Annotated in this window: 14 protein-coding genes and 1 tRNA gene; 8 read left to right on the forward strand and 7 right to left on the reverse strand. The window is 72.2% G+C overall.

From position 1 onward, the window contains the following. Positions 1-46 precede the first annotated feature (46 nt). The 6 genes from mmsB to V6U81_RS18145 all read right to left on the reverse strand — a co-directional run bounded on the left by mmsB (position 47) and on the right by V6U81_RS18145 (position 5,899). A complete protein-coding gene (gene mmsB / locus V6U81_RS18120) occupies positions 47-1,348 on the reverse strand; it encodes a multiple monosaccharide ABC transporter permease (RefSeq protein ID WP_334490861.1) in 1,302 nt (433 codons plus the stop codon). Next, positions 1,345-2,892, reverse strand: coding sequence for a multiple monosaccharide ABC transporter ATP-binding protein (mmsA, locus tag V6U81_RS18125; RefSeq protein WP_334490862.1), 1,548 nt, complete (start codon positions 2,890-2,892; stop codon positions 1,345-1,347). The genes mmsB and mmsA overlap by 4 nt, the downstream gene beginning before the upstream one ends. 355 nt (positions 2,893-3,247) lie before the next feature. After that, a tRNA-Arg gene (locus V6U81_RS18130) sits at positions 3,248-3,319 on the reverse strand. 190 nt (positions 3,320-3,509) lie between these two features. Then, positions 3,510-4,205, reverse strand: coding sequence for a winged helix-turn-helix domain-containing protein (locus tag V6U81_RS18135; RefSeq protein ID WP_334490914.1), 696 nt, complete (start codon positions 4,203-4,205; stop codon positions 3,510-3,512). A 200-nt stretch (positions 4,206-4,405) separates the two neighbouring features. Next, on the reverse strand, positions 4,406-5,074 hold the full coding sequence (locus V6U81_RS18140; protein ID WP_334490863.1) for a DUF305 domain-containing protein: 669 nt from the start codon (positions 5,072-5,074) through the stop codon (positions 4,406-4,408). Positions 5,075-5,083: 9 nt separating this feature from the next. After that, on the reverse strand, positions 5,084-5,899 hold the full coding sequence (locus V6U81_RS18145) for a DUF3105 domain-containing protein (protein WP_334490865.1): 816 nt from the start codon (positions 5,897-5,899) through the stop codon (positions 5,084-5,086). Positions 5,900-5,997: 98 nt separating this feature from the next. Here V6U81_RS18145 and argS point away from each other — a divergent pair, with 98 nt between their 5' ends. From argS to V6U81_RS18180, 7 genes are all read left to right on the forward strand, one after another. After that, positions 5,998-7,662 carry an arginine--tRNA ligase gene (gene argS / locus V6U81_RS18150; protein WP_334490866.1) on the forward strand — a complete coding sequence of 555 codons (1,665 nt, stop codon included), beginning with the start codon at positions 5,998-6,000 and terminating at the stop codon, positions 7,660-7,662. 3 nt (positions 7,663-7,665) lie between these two features. After that, positions 7,666-9,048, forward strand: coding sequence for a diaminopimelate decarboxylase (gene lysA / locus V6U81_RS18155; protein ID WP_334490867.1), 1,383 nt, complete (start codon positions 7,666-7,668; stop codon positions 9,046-9,048). Between the two features lie 8 nt (positions 9,049-9,056). Then, positions 9,057-10,370 carry a homoserine dehydrogenase gene (locus V6U81_RS18160; protein ID WP_334490915.1) on the forward strand — a complete coding sequence of 438 codons (1,314 nt, stop codon included), beginning with the start codon at positions 9,057-9,059 and terminating at the stop codon, positions 10,368-10,370. 108 nt (positions 10,371-10,478) lie between these two features. Next, positions 10,479-11,528, forward strand: coding sequence for a threonine synthase (gene thrC / locus V6U81_RS18165; protein ID WP_334490868.1), 1,050 nt, complete (start codon positions 10,479-10,481; stop codon positions 11,526-11,528). Between the two features lie 100 nt (positions 11,529-11,628). Continuing rightward, entirely contained in the window at positions 11,629-14,898 is a 3,270-nt protein-coding gene (locus V6U81_RS18170) for an efflux RND transporter permease subunit (protein ID WP_334490870.1), read from the forward strand. Between the two features lie 123 nt (positions 14,899-15,021). Beyond that, positions 15,022-15,846 (forward strand): polysaccharide deacetylase family protein, encoded by an 825-nt coding sequence (locus V6U81_RS18175; RefSeq protein ID WP_334490871.1) that lies wholly within the window; start codon positions 15,022-15,024, stop codon positions 15,844-15,846. An 11-nt stretch (positions 15,847-15,857) separates the two neighbouring features. Next, complete coding sequence (locus tag V6U81_RS18180; protein WP_334490873.1) at positions 15,858-17,102, forward strand: MFS transporter; 1,245 nt, start codon at positions 15,858-15,860, stop codon at positions 17,100-17,102. Positions 17,103-17,155: 53 nt separating this feature from the next. Here the strand turns inward: V6U81_RS18180 and V6U81_RS18185 are convergent, their stop codons facing one another. Beyond that, the gene (locus V6U81_RS18185) at positions 17,156-17,629 is read right to left on the reverse strand and encodes a hypothetical protein (protein WP_334490874.1); all 474 of its coding nucleotides are present in this window, start codon (positions 17,627-17,629) and stop codon (positions 17,156-17,158) included. 108 nt (positions 17,630-17,737) lie between these two features. Here V6U81_RS18185 and thrB point away from each other — a divergent pair, with 108 nt between their 5' ends. Beyond that, positions 17,738-18,682 carry a homoserine kinase gene (gene thrB, locus V6U81_RS18190; RefSeq protein WP_334490875.1) on the forward strand — a complete coding sequence of 315 codons (945 nt, stop codon included), beginning with the start codon at positions 17,738-17,740 and terminating at the stop codon, positions 18,680-18,682. Positions 18,683-18,954: the final 272 nt, after the last annotated feature.

Below are 18,954 nucleotides of genomic sequence, written 5' to 3' on the forward strand. Positions count from 1 at the left end.
GTAGTGCCCTTCTGCAGAGGTGATACGGGTGAGAGGTCGGTGGCCGTCAGCCGGACACCGTCGTCTTGGCGGGCTCACGGCTCGCGTCGGACGAGGACGGGGGTGCGCTGCTGGGTGTGTCCCGGCGGAACGTGCGGGTGATGCTGCCGATGACCGAGAAGCGCCCCTGGCTCTTGTTGTAGACGTCGAGCGCGACCGCCAACAGCAGGACCAGGCCCTTGATGATCTGGACGCGGTCGGTGCCGACACCCAGGAGTTGCAGGCCGTTGTTGAGCACGGCCATGACCAGACCACCGACGATCGAACCGCTGATGGTCCCGATACCGCCGGAGACCGCCGCGCCACCGATGAAGACCGCGGCGATGGCGTCCAGTTCCCAGCCGTTGCCGTCCTGCGGCCCGGAGGCCGCCGAACGGGCCACGAAGATCATGCCGGCCAGCGCGGCCAGGGTCGACATGTTCATCATGACGAAGAAGTTGACCCGCTTGAGCTTCACGCCGGAGAGCTCCGCGGCCCGCGAGTTGCCGCCCACCGCGTAGATGTGCCGGCCGCCCGCGGTGTTGCGGGTGTAGAAGGAGTACGCGATGACCAGCGCCACCAGGATGATGCCGGAGACCGGGAAGCTGGTGCCGACCCGGCCGCTGGCGAAGCGCAGCGAGGCGAAGACGATCACGCCGACCATGACGGCCATCCGGAGCAACGAGATCCACATCGGCGCGGGGTCGGCGTCCATCTCCCGGCGGGTCTTGCGGGCCTGGAACTCCCGCCACACCACGGCCAGGCAGGCCGCCAGGCCGAGCAGCAGGGTCAGGTTGTTGTAGCCGGTGCTGGGACCCACCTCGGGCAGGAAGCCCGAGCCGATCACCCGGAAGCCCTCGGGCACCGGGATGGTGTTCGCGTTCCCGATGAACTGGTTGCCGCCGCGGAAGAGCAGCATGCCGGCCAGGGTGACGATGAACGCCGGTACCCCGATGTACGCCACCCAGAAGCCCTGCCAGGCGCCGATCGCCACGCCGATCGCGAGGCCGAAGAGGATGGCGACGGGCCAGGGCAGCGACCACTCCGCCATCGACTTGGCCACCAGGATGCCGGCGAAGGCGGCGACCGAGCCAACCGACAGGTCGATGTGCCCGGCGACGATCACCATCAGCATGCCGATGGCCAGGATGAGGATGTACGAGTTCTGCTGGAACAGCGCGATCAGGTTGTCCGATCGCAGCGTCAGGCCGTCCGTCAGGACTTGGAACAGGACGACGATCGCCACCAGGGTGAAGATCATCCCGAACTGGCGGGCGTTGGACGTGGTGCCTCCGAAGAGGTTCTTCTGCAGGTCCTTGAATCGGCTCATCGTGTCTGCATCTTCTTCGTCGAGGTCATCTGCTTCATGAGGGTCTCCGGGTCCGCGTCCTCCCGGGCGATCTCGCCGGTGATGGCGCCTTCGAACACGGTGTAGATGCGGTCGCAGAGCCCGATCAGTTCAGGCAGTTCCGAGGAGATGACGATGACGCCCTTCCCCTCGTCGGCGAGCCGCTGGATGATGCCGTAGATCTCGTACTTGGCGCCCACGTCGATGCCGCGGGTCGGTTCGTCGAGGATCAGCAGGTCCGGGTCGGTGAACATCCACTTCGCCAGGACGACCTTCTGCTGGTTGCCGCCCGAGAGCTTGGAGACGCTCTCGTCGACCGTCGGGGCCTTGGTCCGCAGTTCCCTGCGGTACGCCTCGGCCGCCTTGTACTCCTGGACCTCGTCGAGGACGCCGTGGCGCGTGATCTTGGACAGCTTGGCGGCCACCGTCGACGCCTTGATGTCGTCGAGGAGGTTGAGGCCGATCGCCTTGCGGTCCTCGCTGACGTACGCGAGCCCGTGGGCGATCGCGTCCGCCACCGACTTGAGCACGATCTCCTTGCCGTCCTTGATGATCGTGCCGGACTCGAACACGCCGTACGAGCGCCCGAAGACGCTCATCGCCAGCTCGGTACGGCCCGCGCCCATCAGCCCGGCGAAGCCCACGATCTCGCCGCGCCGGACGACGAAGCTCTCGTTCTTGCAGACCTGGCGCTCGGCCGAGATCGGGTGCCGCACGTTCCAGTCCCGCACCTCGAAGAAGACCTCACCGATCTTCGGGGTGTGGTCCGGGAACCGGCTGCTCAGCTCGCGGCCGACCATGCCCCGCACGATCCGGTCCTCGTCGACGCCGTCCGCCTTGATGTCCAGCGTCTCGACCGTCCGCCCGTCCCGGAGGATGGTGATCTGGTCGGCGATCGCCTCGATCTCGTTGAGCTTGTGCGAGATCATGATCGAGGTGATGCCGCGCGAGCGGAAGCCGCGGAGCAGGTCCAGCAGGTGTCGGGAGTCGGCCTCGTTCAGCGCCGCGGTCGGTTCGTCCAGGATGAGCAGCTTGACGTCCTTGGCGAACGCCTTGGCGATCTCCACCAACTGCTGCTTGCCGACACCGATGTCCTTGATCAGGGTGTCCGGGTCCTCTTCCAGACCGACCCGGGCCATCAGGTCCAGCGCCATCCGGTTCGCGGCCTTCCAGTCGATCGCCCCCCGCTTGCGCGGCTCGTTGCCGAGGAAGATGTTCTCGGCGATCGACATGTCCGGGATGAGCGCGAGCTCCTGGTGGATGATCACGATGCCCGCGTGCTCGCTCGCCCGGATGTCGGAGAAGCGGGTCTCCGCGCCCTGATAGGTGATCTGGCCGTCGTAGGTGCCGTACGGGTAGACGCCGCTGAGGACCTTCATCAGCGTCGACTTGCCCGCGCCGTTCTCACCGCAGATGGCGTGAATCTCGCCGGCGCGCACCACGAGGTTGACGTCGGAGAGGGCCTTGACTCCTGGGAACTCCTTGGTGATGGAGCGCATCTCCAGGAGGATGGGAGCGTCGCTCATGGTTCGCACCACCTCGCCAACGTCATGGGTGCCTCCGGAAGGGGTAAGACCTTCACTTGTTTTTGTTGTCGACGGCAACGTATTGCGGGTTCGAGGCGATCGCAAGTGCTGGGGCGGAGCCAGCATGTAACAATCCGGCAATCTCGGTGTGCTGAGTCATCACAGGAGTCACCCCGGTCCCAGCGGACATCGCCGGCCTCGCCCGGGCCGGGCCGCGGTGCTCAGGCTCACGCCTGGCGGCGCGGACGGACGGCGGGCAGCCTTCGGGCGCGGGGGTGACCGGCGGTCGAACCGGTGCCGAACAGCGAAAAAGGCCCGGGCGCACGCGCCAGGACCTTCCTCGTTCAGTTGTCTGTGCCCCCGGCAGGATTCGAACCTGCGCCCCCGCCTCCGGAGGGCGGTGCTCTATCCCCTGAGCTACGGGGGCTCAGCGACTCGAGAAGACTAGCAAACGCCCCCACCGATCGCCGAATCGGTATCCACTCACCCCTCCGTGTCGCCCTGCCTCACCCGCAGCCCGTGTTGATCATGGGGTTAACGGCGAAGTGGATCTCCCTGGGTGCCGTCAACCTCATGATCAACGAGAGGGGTGGGGCGGGCCGGGCGGGGCGGGTGGGTCAGGCGGCGGCCAGGGCGCGGCCGCAGCTGGGGAGCGGGTGCAGGACGATGCGCCGGGGCAGCCGGCGGGGCCACTCGTTCTTGGGCCAGGAGCCGTCCACGATCAGGTGCACCGTCCGCTCCTCGGCGCCGCTGAGTCGCAGCACGAAGTCGCGGGGGAGCGGCGCGTCGACGCCGGGCGTGGTCACCATGAACCGGACCCGCCCCCGGGACGACACCGCCGAGATCACGTCCGCGGCCGGCATGGTGCCGCGCAGCCGGACCCGGCCGATCCAGTAGACCTCGGCGTCGTGCTCCTGGGCGGCCCGGGTGATCGCCGGGTACTCCAGACGTACCCAGCGCTCGACCGCGCCGACGCAGAGCCCGCAGGCGCGCTCCCGCGGCTCCCGCGGACCCAACCCCCAGGCCCGCAGGTACGCCCCGGCCGTGCCGGCGTCCATCGCCACGTCGAACCGGTGCTGGATCAGCGTGGTGAGGCTCTGGCGCGTCCAGAGCTCCTCGTCCAGCCCGAACTCGTCGGGGTGGACGCCCCGCAGCAGGTCGATCAGTTCGAGTTCCTGTTCGCGGCTGAGCGTTCCGGGCTCGCCCTGCCGGTGTCCGCGACGGATGGCTGCCACCGCTCCGTCACCGCCGATGGTGTGGCGCCGGCACCAGCTGGTGACCGAACGCCGCGCGTCTCTCAGTGCAACCCCCACGTCCTGCGCAACGAGCCCGAATCGCAACTGGTCACGATATGTGGGGAGAAAAGTCTCTAAGCAGCGCAATGGGTTGGACCAACCGATCAGGCACGAAGTAGCCTAAAAGGTCTAATAGGGCGAAGTCGGGCCGGGAAACGAGGAAGGCCCGCGTCCGCCTCAGCGGTACGCGGGCCTCCGGCCGGGATGCGCGGGAGCGGTCAGCCGCCCAGCCGCTTGAGCGCGGCCTGCAGATTGGTCAGATCCGTCTGCTGGGTGTTCCGCATGGTCTGCGCCACGCGCAACACATCCTCGTCGTGCCCCTCGTCGAGGATGCCGTCGAGCATGTGGATCCCGCCGAGATGGTGCCTGATCATCATCTGCAGGAAGAGGACGTCCAGCTCCCGGCCCTGCGCGGCGCGCAGCTTCGCCATCTCCTCCGGGGTGGCCATGCCCGGCATCAGCCCGTTGCGCACCAGGCCCGCGCCGTCCGGCATCCAGGCCATCGCCGGCTCCGAGCCCGTCGGGTCCAGCCCCCACAACCGCAGCCAGGTCTGCATGGTGCCGACCTCGCCCTGCTGGCCGCTGGCGATGTCGCCACCGATCTGACGCACCTCGCCGTCGGTGCCCCGCTGGAAGGCGAGCAGCCCCATCTCCACCGCCTGGGAGTGGTGCGTCGTCATGTCCCGGGCGAAGCCCGCCTCGGCCGAGGTGTCCCCCGGTCGGGTGAGTCCCGGGGTCAACAGGCCGCCGGCGTACCCGAGGAGGAGGCCGACCACGACGGCGGCGGCCAGGGCCAGGACGCCGTAGCGGCGCGCGGACCCCCGGTCACCCTCGTCGGGGACCGCGATCTCCTCGGGCGCGCTGTCCGTGGTGGCGGGAGCGGTCATCACGCTTCCTTACTGGGTGGGCTGCTCGGGCATGTTCGGGGCGTTGTCCCGCGGGGTGGTGCCGGTGGCGGTGATGCCCGTGTTGCAGAGCGCCGTCGGCCCCTCGATGGACGCGTTCACCCGCAGCGTCTTGATGAAGTCGTCGATCCGGCCGTCGTCGGCGTTGTCGACCTTGAGCTGGTAGCCCCAGGCCTGGAGGGAGATCGGCTTGTCCAGCCCGTCGAACGGGCTGAGCATCAGCTTCTCCTTGCCCTGCACCTTCTCCTTGAGCTTCGCCACCTGGTCGGCCGGCAGGTCCGGGCGGTAGGTGATCCAGACCGCGCCGTGCTCCAGGCTGTGCACCGCGTGCTCGTTGGCGATCGGGGCGTCGTAGACGTCACCCATGCAGTTCTGCCAGCTGCCGTTGTGCGGGCCGGCCACCGGCGGGAGGACCGAGTACTTGATCGGGCCCTGCTGGTGGTTTCCGCCCTTGACGAGATCCTTGTCCTTGTCGCGGTAGTTGACGATGCCGTCGATGCCGTCCGCCCGCTTCTCCCACGGCTTGGAGCCCTGGAAGGCGGCGTACGCGCCGTAGCCGATGATCGCCGCGGCGAGCACGCCCACGGCGACGAAGAGCGCGATCGGGCCCCAGGACCGGCCCTGGCTCACCTTCACCGGCGTGACCGGCTTGCGGGGGCCCTTGCCGCCCGCGGTCTGCCGGGAAGTGCCCGCAGACGTGCCGGCCTCGGGCTTGGCGCCGGACGCGGGCCGGCCAGCCGCCGGCTTCTTGCCGGTGCTGACCACGGTCGGACGGCGCTCTGGGCCGCCCGGGGTGCTGATGCTCATCGTCCCTCGTCAGGTCGGTCGGTCAGGGGATCTGGCGGGCAGGGTGACGCGAAGGGTCGCCGCCGAGTGCCCGAGTCTACCCCCGATAACATGGTTCGGTGACTCCCGCAGAACTCGCCGAGGTCGTCCTCTCCGCAGCCCACGCCGTCTTCGCCGACCGGGGCCTGGATCCCGCCGCGCTCCCGGCGCGCACGGCGGTGGAGCGACCCCGCAACCCCGAGCACGGCGACTACGCCTCGACGCTGGCCCTGCAGCTCAGCAAGAAGGTCGGGGTCCCGCCGCGGGAGCTGGCCGCCGCGCTGGCCGAGCAGCTCGGCCGGGCCGCCGGGGTCAAGTCGGTGGAGATCGCCGGGCCCGGCTTCCTCAACATCCGGCTCGACGCGGCCGCCGCCGGCCAGCTCGCCCGGTCGATCGTCGAGGCCGGCGCGGAGTACGGCCGCAGCGACCGGCTCGCCGGCCAGAAGATCAACCTGGAGTTCGTCTCGGCGAACCCGACCGGCCCGGTGCACATCGGCGGGGTCCGCTGGGCGGCCGTCGGCGACGCGCTGAGCCGCCTGCTCCGGGCCACCGGCGCCGAGGTCGGCACGGAGTACTACTTCAACGACGCCGGCTCCCAGATCGACCGGTTCGCCCGGTCGCTGCTCGCCGCCGCCAAGGGTGAGCCGGCCCCCGAGGACGGGTACGGCGGGGCGTACATCGCCGAGATCGCCGAGCAGGTCCGCGCCGTCCGCCCGGACGTGCTGGAGCAGGACGACGCCGCCGCCCAGGAGACCTTCCGGGTCGAGGGCGTCGCGCTGATGTTCGCCGAGATCAAGGCGTCGCTGCGCGCCTTCGGGGTGGAGTTCGACACCTACTTCAACGAGAAGGACCTGCACGACCGGGGCGAGCTGGAGCTGGCCCTCAACCGGCTGCGCGAGCAGGGTCACCTCTACGAGTCCGAGGGCGCGACCTGGCTGCGCACCACCGACTTCGGCGACGACAAGGACCGGGTGCTGCGCAAGTCCAACGGCGAATGGACGTACTTCGCCGCCGACTGCGCCTACTACCTGGACAAGCGTGAGCGCGGCTTCGAGCGGGTCGTGATCATGCTGGGCGCCGACCACCACGGCTACATCGGCCGGATGAAGGCGATGGCCGCCTGCTTCGGCGACGACCCGGAGCGCAACCTGGAGATCCTGATCGGCCAGCTGGTCAACCTGGTCCGCGACGGCGCCCCGGTGCGGATGAGCAAGCGGGCCGGCACCGTGGTCACCCTGGAGGACCTGGTCGACGCGATCGGCGTGGACGCGTCCCGCTACGCGCTGGCCCGCTACTCCAGCGACTCCCCGATCGACATCGACGTGGAGCTGTGGACCCGGGCCACCCGCGACAACCCGGTCTACTACGTGCAGTACGTGGCCGCCCGGACGGCCAGCGTCGGCCGCAACGCCGCCGAGAGCGGCCTGAGCCGGGGCGACGGGGACGCGTTCCACCCCGAGCTGCTCGACCACGAGAAGGAGAACGAGCTGCTCAAGGCGCTCGCCGAGTTCCCCGCCGTGGTCGCCTCCGCCGCCGAGCTGCGCGAACCCCACCGGGTGGCCCGCTACCTGGAGGACCTCTCCGGGGCGTACCACCGGTTCTACGACAACTGCCGGATCCTGCCCCGGGGTGACGAGGAGGTCACCGACCTGCACCGGGCCCGGCTCTGGCTCAACGACGCCACCCGGACGGTGATCGCCAACGGTCTTCGGCTGCTCGGCGTCTCCGCCCCGGAGAGGATGTAACCCATGCGCGCGCACGAAGCCGGCGCCCTGCACGGCGACATCGGCAGCCGGCCCGCCTGGCTGCGTACCCCGGACGACGTCAACGCCCTGGTGCCGCAGCTCTGGCCGCGGACCGTGACCCGCGGCGCGGACGGCGCGCTCGCCGTCGCGGGCCTCAGCGTGCGCGACCTCGCGGCCGAGTTCGGCACCCCGGTGTACGTCCTCGACGAGGACGACCTGCGTTCGCGCTGCCGCGACTTCCGGGCCGCCTTCCCGACCGAGGACGTCTACTACGCGGGCAAGGCGTTCCTCTGCCGCGCGGTGGTCCGGATGATCGCCGAGGAGGGCCTGCACCTGGACGTCTGCACCGGCGGCGAGCTGGCCACCGCGCTGGCGGCCGGGATGCCGGCGGAGCGGATCGGCTTCCACGGCAACAACAAGTCGGTCTCCGAGCTGACCCGGGCGCTGGACGCCGGGGTGGGGCGGATCATCCTCGACTCGTTCACCGAGATCGACCGGCTCACCGCGCTCGCCCGCGAGCGGGGGGTACGCCCCGGCGTCATGATCCGGGTCACCGTCGGCGTGGAGGCGCACACCCACGAGTTCATCGCCACCGCCCACGAGGATCAGAAGTTCGGCTTCTCGCTGGCCGGCGGGGCAGCCGCCGCGGCCGCCCTCAAGGTCCTCGACGAGGGCGTGCTCGACCTGCGGGGCCTACACTCGCACATCGGCTCGCAGATCTTCGACGCCAACGGCTTCGAGGTCTCCGCCCGCCGGGTGCTCGCCCTCCAGGCGCAGATCCGCGACGCGCGCGGGGTGGAGCTGCCCGAGCTGGACCTCGGCGGCGGCTTCGGCATCGCGTACACCACCCAGGACGACCCGGCCTCGCCCCAGGAGCTGGCCAAGCGGCTCCGCAAGATCGTGGACGGCGAGTGCGCGGCGGAGCGGCTGGCCGTACCGCACCTGTCGATCGAGCCGGGGCGGGCCATCGTCGGCCCGGCGGTGTTCACCCTCTACGAGGTCGGCACGGTCAAGGACGTCGACGGGATCCGCACGTACGTCAGCGTCGACGGCGGGATGAGCGACAACATCCGCACCGCCCTCTACGACGCGTCGTACTCGGCCACGGTGGCTAACCGCGCCTCGACGGCCGAGCCGATGCTCGCCCGCGTGGTGGGAAAGCACTGTGAGTCCGGGGACATCGTGGTGAAGGATGAATTCCTGCCCGCCGACGTGCAGCCCGGAGATCTTGTCGCGGTGCCCGGCACCGGGGCGTACTGCCGGAGCATGGCCAGCAACTACAACCACGTGCCCCGACCCCCGGTGGTCGCGGTGCGCGAGGGCCGGGCTCGGCTGATCGTCCGGCGGGAAACCGAAGAGGACCTGCTCACCCTGGATGTGGGATGACATCACCTGTGCGTTTGGCGCTGCTCGGCTGCGGAACGGTCGGTAGCGAGGTGGTCCGGCTGCTGCACGAGCAGTCGGCCGACCTCGCCGCCCGGATCGGCGCTCCGCTGGAGATCGCCGGCATCGCCGTACGCCGGGTCGGCCGGGACCGCGGCGACCTGCCGGTCGACCCGGCGCTGTTCACCACCGACCCGCTCGGGCTGATCAAGCGCGACGACGTCGACGTCGTGGTGGAGGTGGTCGGCGGCATCGAGCCGGCGCGGAGCTGGCTGGTGGAGGCGCTGCGGGCCGGCAAGAGCGTGGTCACCGCCAACAAGGCGCTGCTCGCCGAGGACGGCGCGGCGCTGCACGACGCCGCCGCCGAGGGCGGCGCCGACCTCTACTACGAGGCCAGCGTGGCCGGGGCGATCCCGCTGCTGCGCCCGCTGCGCGAGTCGCTGCACGGCGACCGGATCAACCGGGTCACCGGCATCGTCAACGGCACCACCAACTTCATCCTCTCCGCGATGGACGCCACCGGCGCCGGCTTCGCCGAGGCCCTGGAGGAGGCCACCGAACTGGGGTACGCCGAGGCGGACCCGACCGCCGACGTGGAGGGCTTCGACGCCGCCGCCAAGGCCGCCATCCTCGCCTCGCTGGCCTTCCACACCCGGGTCGGCGCCGCCGACGTGCACCGCGAGGGGATCACCGAGGTGACCGCCGCGGACGTGGCCAGCGCCAAGGCGATGGGCTGCACCATCAAGCTGCTCTGCATCGCGGCCCGGGGCGCCGACACGGCCGGGCGGGAGACGGTCAGCGTCCGGGTGCACCCGGCGATGATCCCGCTGACCCACCCGCTGGCCAGCGTCGGTGACGCGTTCAACGCGGTCTTCGTCGAGGCCGAGGCGGCCGGGCAGTTGATGTTCTACGGCCGGGGCGCGGGCGGCGCGCCGACCGCCAGCGCGGTGCTCGGCGACGTGGTGGCGGTGGCCCGCAACCGGCTCGCCGGGGCGCGCGCGGCCAGCGAGTCCGCGTACGCCGACCTGGCGGTGCGCCCGATGGGGGAGGCGCTCACCCGCTACCACATCAGCCTCGACGTGGCCGACCGGCCGGGTGTGCTGGAGGCGGTCGCCGGGGTCTTCGCCCGGCACGACGTCTCCATCGCCACCGTCCGGCAGGGCCCGGCGGGCGGCGGGCCGGCCGGTCGGGGCGAGGACGCCGACCTGGTGATCGTCACCCACGTCGCCCCGGACGCCGCGCTCGCCGCGACCGTCCGCGAGCTGCGCGGGCTGGAGATCGTCCGTTCGGTGGCCAGCGTGCTGCGGGTCGAGGGCGGGGTCTAGACCGCATCCCGTCTGGTGGTCAGAGGTGGGTGCGGCGGGCGTCGGCCGGTGCGGCTGGTCCAGGCTTGACGTGCCCCCGGTGTGACGGGGCGAGGCGAGGAGAGCGACATGTGGCGGGGTCTGATCGAGACGTACCGGGACCGGCTGCCGGTCACCGACGCCACCCCGGTCGTCACCCTGCACGAGGGGAACACCCCGCTGCTGCCGGCGCCGGTGCTCTCCGCCCGGCTCGGCTGCGACGTGCACCTCAAGGTCGAGGGGGCCAACCCGACCGGCTCGTTCAAGGACCGCGGCATGACCGTCGCGGTCTCCAAGGCGGTCGAGGCCGGCGACAAGGCCATCATCTGCGCCTCCACCGGCAACACCAGCGCCTCCGCCGCGGCGTACGCGGCCCGGGCCGGGATCACCTGCGCGGTGCTGGTGCCGCAGGGCAAGATCGCGCTCGGCAAGCTGGCTCAGGCGCTGGTGCACGGCGCGAAGCTGCTCCAGGTGCAGGGCAACTTCGACGACTGCCTCGCGCTGGCCTCGAAGCTCGCCCAGGACTACCCGGTGGCCCTGGTCAACTCCGTCAACCCGGACCGGCTGCACGGGCAGAAGACCGCCGCCTTCGAGATCGTCGAGGCGCTCGGTGACGCCCCGGACATCCACTGCCTGCCGGTCGGCAACGCCGGCAACGTCTCCGCGTACTGGATGGGCTACTCCGACGACCTGCGCGTCGGCAACGCCACCAGGGCCCCGAAGATGTACGGCTTCCAGGCCGCCGGGGCCGCGCCGATCGTCACCGGCCGGGTGGTGCACGAGCCGTCCACCATCGCCACCGCCATCCGGATCGGCAACCCGGCGAGCTGGACCAAGGCGGTCGACGCCCGGGACGCCTCGCAGGGGCTGATCGCCGCCGTCACCGACCGGGAGATCCTGGCGGCGTACCGGCTGCTCGCCCGCGAGGTGGGGGTCTTCGTCGAGCTGGGCAGCGCGGCCAGCGTGGCCGGCCTGCTTCAGCAGGCCGCGGCGGGTCGTGTCCCGGCCGGCTCCACAGTGGTCTGCACGGTCACCGGGCACGGCCTCAAGGACCCGGAGTGGGCCATTTCCACCGCCCCCGCGCCGGTCACCATCGCCAACGACGCCCTGGCCGCCGCGCGCTCGCTCGACCTCGTCTGACCGCTGGCGGGCCGCCACGACCCGGCGGGGCTGGGGAAGATCCGGTCGGGCACACTTTGCGTACCCCGCATGCCCGTCTCCCCAGGAGTGAGCCAAGCCGATGTCGCTGCTCGCCAGATCCAGTCTCGCCAACCGGGGGTTGGTCGCCCTCATCGCGGTGGTGACCGCGGTGTTCGGGGCGTTCGCCGTGCCCTCCCTGAAGCAGCAGCTGCTGCCGTCGCTGGAGTTCCCCGGCGCGTTCGTCGTCGCGGTCTATCCCGGCGCCGGCCCCGAGGTCGTCGAGGCCCAGGTCACCGAGCCGATCGAGAACAGCCTCCAGGGCATCCGGGGGCTGGAGAAGGTCACCTCCGTCTCCCGGGAGGGCTCGGCCACCGTCTCGGTGCAGTTCGCGTTCGGCACCGACATCGACGCCGCCGCCAACAAGATGCAGACCGCGCTCGGCCGTATCGACGCGCAGCTGCCGGCCGCGGTGGACCCGCAGGTGATCACCGGCAGCACCGACGACTTCCCGGCCGTGGTGCTGGCCGCCACCGGCGGCGACGACCAGCGCGCGCTGGTCGAGAAGCTGCGCGCCACCGTCGTACCGGAGCTGGAGGGGATCGACGGCGTCCGCACCGTCGCGGTGACCGGCACCCGCGACCAGGTCGTGACGATCACCCCGATCCCGGCGCGGTTCGCCGCGGCGAAGCTGGCGCCGACCGCCATCGGCGCCGCCCTGAAGACCAACGGCATCGCCGTCCCGGCCGGTACGGTCACCGACGGGACGCGTGCCCTGCCGGTGCAGGTCGGCGCCCCGATCGCCACCCTGGACGAGCTGCGCGGCATCGTGCTCACCCCGGCCGTGCCGCGGGCCGCCCCGGTCCGCCTCGGCGACGTGGCCACCGTCGAGCAGCAGCTCGCCCCGGCCACCGCGATCACCCGCACCAACGGCACGGAGAGCATCGGCGTCGAGGTCACCGCCGCCCCGGACGGCAACGCGGTCCGCATCTCGCACGACATCCGGGACCGGCTGGCCGACCTGCGTTCCGCCTCCGGGGCCGAGCTGACGGTGGTCTTCGACCAGGCGCCGTTCGTCGAGCGCTCCATCGAGAGCCTGACCACCGAAGGCCTGCTCGGCCTGCTGATGGCGGTCGTGGTGATCCTGGTCTTCCTGCTGTCGGTGCGCTCCACCCTGGTCACCGCGGTCTCCATCCCGCTGTCGGTGGTGGTGGCGCTGCTCGCCCTCTGGATCGGCGACTACTCGCTCAACCTGCTCACCCTCGGCGCGCTCACCATCGCGGTCGGCCGGGTGGTCGACGACTCGATCGTGGTGCTGGAGAACATCAAACGGCACCTGGAGTACGGCGAGCCGAAGCGCGAGGCGATCGTCGCGGCGGTCCGCGAGGTGGCCGGCGCGGTGACCGCGTCCACCCTCACCACGGTCGCGGTCTTCGCGCCGATCGCGCTGGTCGGCGGCTTCGTCGGGCAGCTCTTCGCGCCGTTCGCGATCACCGTGACGGTGGCCCTGCTCGCCTCGCTGCTGGTGTCGCTGACCGTGATCCCGGTGTTGGCGTACTGGTTCCTGAAGCCGCCCGCGGCCGGCGCGGACGACGCCGCGCTGCGCCGGGCCGCCGAGGAGAAGGAGCTGCGCAGCCCGTTGCAGCGGGCGTACCTGCCGACGATCGGCTTCGCCACCCGCTCCCGGGGCACCCGGTGGATCACCGTGGCGGTGGGCCTGCTGCTGCTGCTCGGCACCCTCGGCCTCGCCAGCCAGCTGAAAACCAACTTCCTGGACGACTCCGGGCAGGACACCCTCACCATCCGGCAGGAGCTGCCCGCCGGCACCGGCCTGGCCGGCACCGACGCGGCGGCGAAGCGGGTCGAGGAGGTGCTGGGGCGCACCGACGGCGTCGAGACGTACCAGGTGACGGCCGGTGGCACCGACCGGCCGTGGGAGGGCGGTGGCGGCAACAACACCGCCACCTGGTCGGTGGCGCTCGGCGACGACACCGAAGCCAAGGAGATGAAGGAGGCCCTCCGCAGGGAGTTCGGCGCCCTCGGTTCCGAGGTCGGCGAGCTGACCTTCGGCCAGGGGCAGGGCGACCAGTTGGAGGTGGTCGTCCAGGCCGCCGACCCGGAGGCGCTGACCCGGGCGGCGGACGAGGCGAAGTCGGCGCTGGCCGGGATCTCAGGTGTCGAGGACGTCTCCACCAGCCTGGCGGAGCGGGTGCCGCGGGTGGACGTCCACGTCGACCGGCTCGCCGCGGCCCGGGTGGGGCTGAACGAGGCGGCCGTCGGGCAGTTGGTGGCCCAGGCGTACCGGGGCGCGCCGCTGGGCCAGGTGAACCTGGACGGCGCCCAGCAGGACGTGGTGCTGCGGACGACGGCGGCCCCGCCGCTCACCGTGGAGCAACTGCGGGCCCTGCCGGTCGGCCCGGTCAGGCTGGACGACATCGCCGACGTCACCCAGGGCGAGGGCCCGCAGCAGATCACCCGGATCGACGGCGAGCGCAGCGTCTCGGTGACCGGCACGGCCACCGGCTCCAACCTCGGCGCGACCACGAAGGAGCTGCGCGAGCGGCTCGCCGACATCGACGTGCCCGGCGCGACCGTGGCCGTGGGCGGGGCCAGTGCGCAGCAGGAGGACGCCTTCGGCGACCTCAGGCTGGCGGTGCTGGCGGCCATCGCCATCGTCTTCCTGATCATGGTGGCGACGTTCCGCAGCATCACCCAGGCGCTGATCCTGCTGATCTCGATCCCGTTCGCCGCGACCGGCGCGATCGCGCTGCTGCTGGCCACCGGCACCCCGCTGGGCGTGCCCGCGCTGATCGGCGTGCTGATGCTGGTCGGCATCGTGGTGACCAACGCGATCGTGCTGCTGGACCTGATCAATCAGTACCGAACCCGGGGGATGGGCGTGGCCGAGGCGGTGGTCGAGGGCGGCCGGCGCCGGCTGCGGCCGATCCTGATGACCGCCGTCGCCACCATCTTCGCGCTGCTGCCGATGGCGTTCGGCCTCACCGGCGAGGGCGGCTTCATCTCCCAGCCGCTGGCGGTGGTGGTGATCGGTGGCCTGCTCAGCTCGACGCTGCTCACCCTGGTCCTGGTGCCGACGCTGTACACGATGGTGGAACGCACCAAGGAGTCGCTGCGGGCGCGGCGCTCCGGCGGGTCGACCCCCGGTGACGAGGTTCCCGCGTCCGCCGGCACCCCGGCCGCCGCCCCGGTTCCGGCCCGCGCCGGAGCCGGGGGTACGACGACCGGCGACACCTCCGTCGCGGCGTCACCGGGCCGCCCGGCGCCCTCGGCGGCCCTGCTGGACGGCACCGACCAGTTCGAGGTGTTGCGGCTGCCGAAGAGCCGCCGTTCGCCGCTACCGCCGACCGAGTAGTCCGTCCGGCGACCCGCCCCCGCCCCGGTGACCCACCGGCCGGGGGCGTTGTCGTGCCTGCTCCGGTCGGTGCCATGGTTCACTACCGTGAGCGGTCGATCACGGACTCAGGGTGAGGCGGCGATGGTGGACCCCGACGGCGGGCGGTGGGGGCGGCGGATCGTGCTGCGCCGGGGCGCCCTGCTGGCCGGGGGTGCCGCGCTCGGCGTGGCCGGAACCGTCGAGGGGACCAGGCTCGCCGACCGGCACCTGCCGATCGCCGGCGGCCCGGCCAGCGCCACCGTGGGCACCCACCGGCAGCAGGTCGGCGGCGGCGCGCTGGAGGTGGTCTGGCACGTCCCGACCGCCGACCGGCTCGTCGCGCTCACCTTCGACGACGGTCCGCTGCCCCGGTGGACGCCGACGGTGCTGGACACCCTGGACCGGTACGCGGTGCCCGCCACCTTCTTCCTGGTCGGCGAGCGGGTCCGCCGCCACGCCGCGCTGCTGCGCGGCCGGCTGGCCCGGCACGAGGTGGGCAACCACAGTTGGCGGCACCGGGACCTGGCCCGGCTGGACGCCGCCGCCGTCCACGACGACCTGCGTCGGTCGCACGACGCCATCACCGAGGTCGTCGGCGCGCCGCCCCGGCTGGCCCGCCCGCCCTACGGCCACCTGGGCGGCGCCGTGCTGCACGCCGCCGCCCGCCTCGACTACCGGCTGGTGCTCTGGTCGCTCCAGATGGTGGAGGGCGAGTACCGGGCCGACCCGGCCGGCCACGCCCGACGGATCGTGGCGGACGTCGCGCCGGGCACCATCCTGCTCGCGCACGACGCCGGGTCCGACAACCGGCGGGTGACACTGGACCGGCTCGGCCCGATCGTCACCGGGCTGCGGGACCGCGGCTACACCTTCGTCACCGTCTCCGCGCTGCTGCGGCACGCCGCCGGGGCGCGCGGCGGCGGGTAGGGTTCGGGCACGTGTCGTCCACCCTCTCGGTCCTGCGCCGCAACCGGAACTTCCGCAACCTTTTCCTGGCCGAGCTGGTGGTCTTCGGGGCCGACTGGTTCGTCATGGTGCCGCTGCTCGTGCTGCTGCCGAAGCTGACCGGCAGCGGCGTCTGGGGCGCGCTGGTGCTCGCCCTGGACACCGGGGTGGTGGCGCTGCTGCTGCCGTACACCGGGACCATCGCCGACCGGTTCGACCGCAAGAAGATCATGATGGTGGCGAACGGCGTGGCGCTGCTCGGGGTGCTGCTCCTGCTCGGCGTGCGCGGGGCCGGCACGGCCTGGCTGGCGATGGTGGCGATCGCCGCCGTGGCGGTGGGTAAGGCGTTCTACTCGCCGGCCGCCCAGGCCGCCCTGCCCAATGTGCTCGATCCGGACGAGCTGGCCGCCGGCAACGCGGTCGCCGGCTCGGCCTGGGGCACGATGACGGTGGTCGGCGCCTCGCTCGGCGGCGTGCTGAGCGCGGCCGCCGGGCCGTACGCCTGCTTCTGGGTGGCCGCCGTCGGCCTGGCGCTGGCCGCGGGCCTGGCCGCGCTGATCCGCCGCCCCCTCCAGGCGCCCCGGGAGGCCGACCGGTCGACGCCGCGCACCTGGCCGGCGATCCGCGAGGCGCTGGGCTACATCGGGCACCGGCCCCGGGTGCTGGCGCTGGTCACCGTGAAGTCCGCGGTCGGCCTCGGCAACGGGGTGCTGACCGTCTTCCCGCTGCTCGCCGGGGTGTACGGCGCCGGGCCCGTCGGTGCCGGGCTGCTCTTCGCCGCGCGCGGCGCGGGCGCGCTGGTCGGGCCGATCCTGATGCGCCGGGTGCTGACCAACCGGGCCTGGCTGCTGCCCGGGCTGGCCCTGTCGATGTCGCTGTACGGCCTGGCCTACCTGGGCGCCTCGGTGGCGCACTGGTTCCCGCTGGTGCTGGTCCTGGTCTTCGTCGCGCACTTCGGTGGGGGCAGCAACTGGGTGCTGTCGAACTTCGCCCTTCAGGGCGAGGTGCCGGACCGGTTGCGGGGCCGGGTCTTCGCCACCGACATGATGCTGGCGACGCTGGCCATCTCGGTGAGCCAGCTGGTCGTCGCCTCGGTGGTGGACGTGGTGGACGAGCGGGTGGTGCTGGCCGGCTGCGGCCTGGTGACCCTGGTGTACGCGGTGGGCTGGCGGGCGGCCACCCGTCGGCTCTCGCTGTCGGACCCGGCCGTGGCGCCGGAGCCGTCGACCGCCCCCTGACGCGGACCGTCGCGCCGGGCCGGGTCAGGAATTGGTCCGGGGGCCGGGCCAGGTCAGGCCTGGCCGGGGGAGTGCGGCGGCACATCCGTTGCGCCCCACTGGGCGGTCGGGGCCGGACCGGCGGCGGTGGGCGCGGGGTCGGCGTGGCTCTCGTCGGCAGCCGGCGGCGTCCAGCCGGCCCAGTCGGCGGCCGGCTGTCGCCCCGCGAACGCCGCAGCGAGGACCAGACCGATGCCGACCGGATAGCCGATCCAGGCGATTGCTGTGCTCACCTTGGTGAACAGCGCAAACGCGTTGATGCTCTCGTCCGGCCGGCCCATGCTGATCAACTGGGGCACGGCGAGGGTCCAGAACATGCCGACCAGCTCGACGAGGAGCAGCACGACGACGCCGGAGAGCAGCAGCGTCCGGGCCCGCCGGGGCAGCCGGTCGCGCCGCGTCAGGGCCAGCACCAGCCCGGTGAGGAGCACCAGCAGGGTGGGTAGCTGCCCGGCCAGCTGCAGGATCCGGTAGCCCATCAGGTCCATGCCCGCCTCCGTCTGGCCGTGGTCGCCGGGCCAGGCTAGCGGAAATGATCAGTTCCCACGGTCCGGTCGAACCGCCGCGATGTCGGCCAGGAGCCCTAGCATGAGCCGGTGCCGATCACTTTCGTTTCCGGGCCGGTGCGGGTACGGGTGCCCGCGACCAGCGCCAACCTCGGCCCGGGGTTCGACGCCCTCGGGCTCGCCCTCGGTCTGTACGACGACGTGGCGGCCGAGGTGACCGCCGGCGGCGTCCGGGTGACGGTGACCGGCGAGGGCGCCGGCGAGCTGCCGGGCGACGACCGGCACCTGGTGGTCACCGCGATGCGGGCCGCCTTCGACGTGCTCGGCGGTCAGCCGGCCGGGCTCGCGCTGGAGTGCGTCAACCGGATCCCGCAGGCCCGCGGGCTGGGGTCCTCGTCGGCCGCGATCGTGGCCGGCGTGGTGCTGGCCCGCGCGCTGGTCGACGACGGCGCGCAGCGGCTCGACGACGACGCCGTGCTGCGGCTGGCCGCCGGGATCGAGGGCCATCCGGACAACGTGGCGCCCTGCCTGCTCGGCGGCTTCACCGTGGCCTGGACGGAGCCCGAGGGCGCGCGGGCGGTCACGCTGCCGGTCGCCGAGGGGGTCCGCCCCACGGTCTTCGTGCCCGGCGAGCGGGGTCTCACGGCGGTCGCCCGGGCCGCGCTGCCGGCCACCGTGCCGCACGGCGACGCCGCGCTGAACGCCGGCCGCGCGGCGCTGCTGGTGCACGCGCTGACCACCGAGCCGGCGTTGCTGCTGCCGGCCACCGTCGACCGTCTGCACCAGGACTACCGCGCTCCCGGCATGCCGGCGACGGCGGCCCTGGTCAGCGGGTTGCGTGCGGCAGGTGTGGCGGCCGTGGTCAGTGGGGCGGGTCCGACCGTGCTGGCGCTGACCGAGCCGCCTGCGGGTTTCGAGCCGGGAACAGACTGGCGGGCCGTCCGGTTACCCATAGAGGTGCACGGGGCCACCGCCGTACGGGGTAGACTTGGACACGCCGAGCGGGACCCTGTTGCCGCAGGTCGTAAGAGTTGATTACGCTCTAGCCTTAGCACAGCCGCGAAGCATGCGATCTCTCTGCGGGTCGGCGCACCCCCGAAGCTCTCGGCGGTCAGCCCGTCACCCCTGCCAAGGCCCACGCCGCACCGCAGTTTCCACAGGTCGCCGCAGACGGCGAGACCTGCTCACCGATGTTGGTGAGTCGGGAAACCGACCGGCTGCTGTGCCACAGACTCCCGCGACGCGTCAATGCGAGGCGGGTGCACCGAGGCCGCCCGGCCACCTTGCTTGTCGACCCCGGGCAGTCC

This window comes from Micromonospora lacuserhaii (genome assembly GCF_036902735.1).
Lineage (GTDB): Bacteria > Actinomycetota > Actinomycetes > Mycobacteriales > Micromonosporaceae > Micromonospora.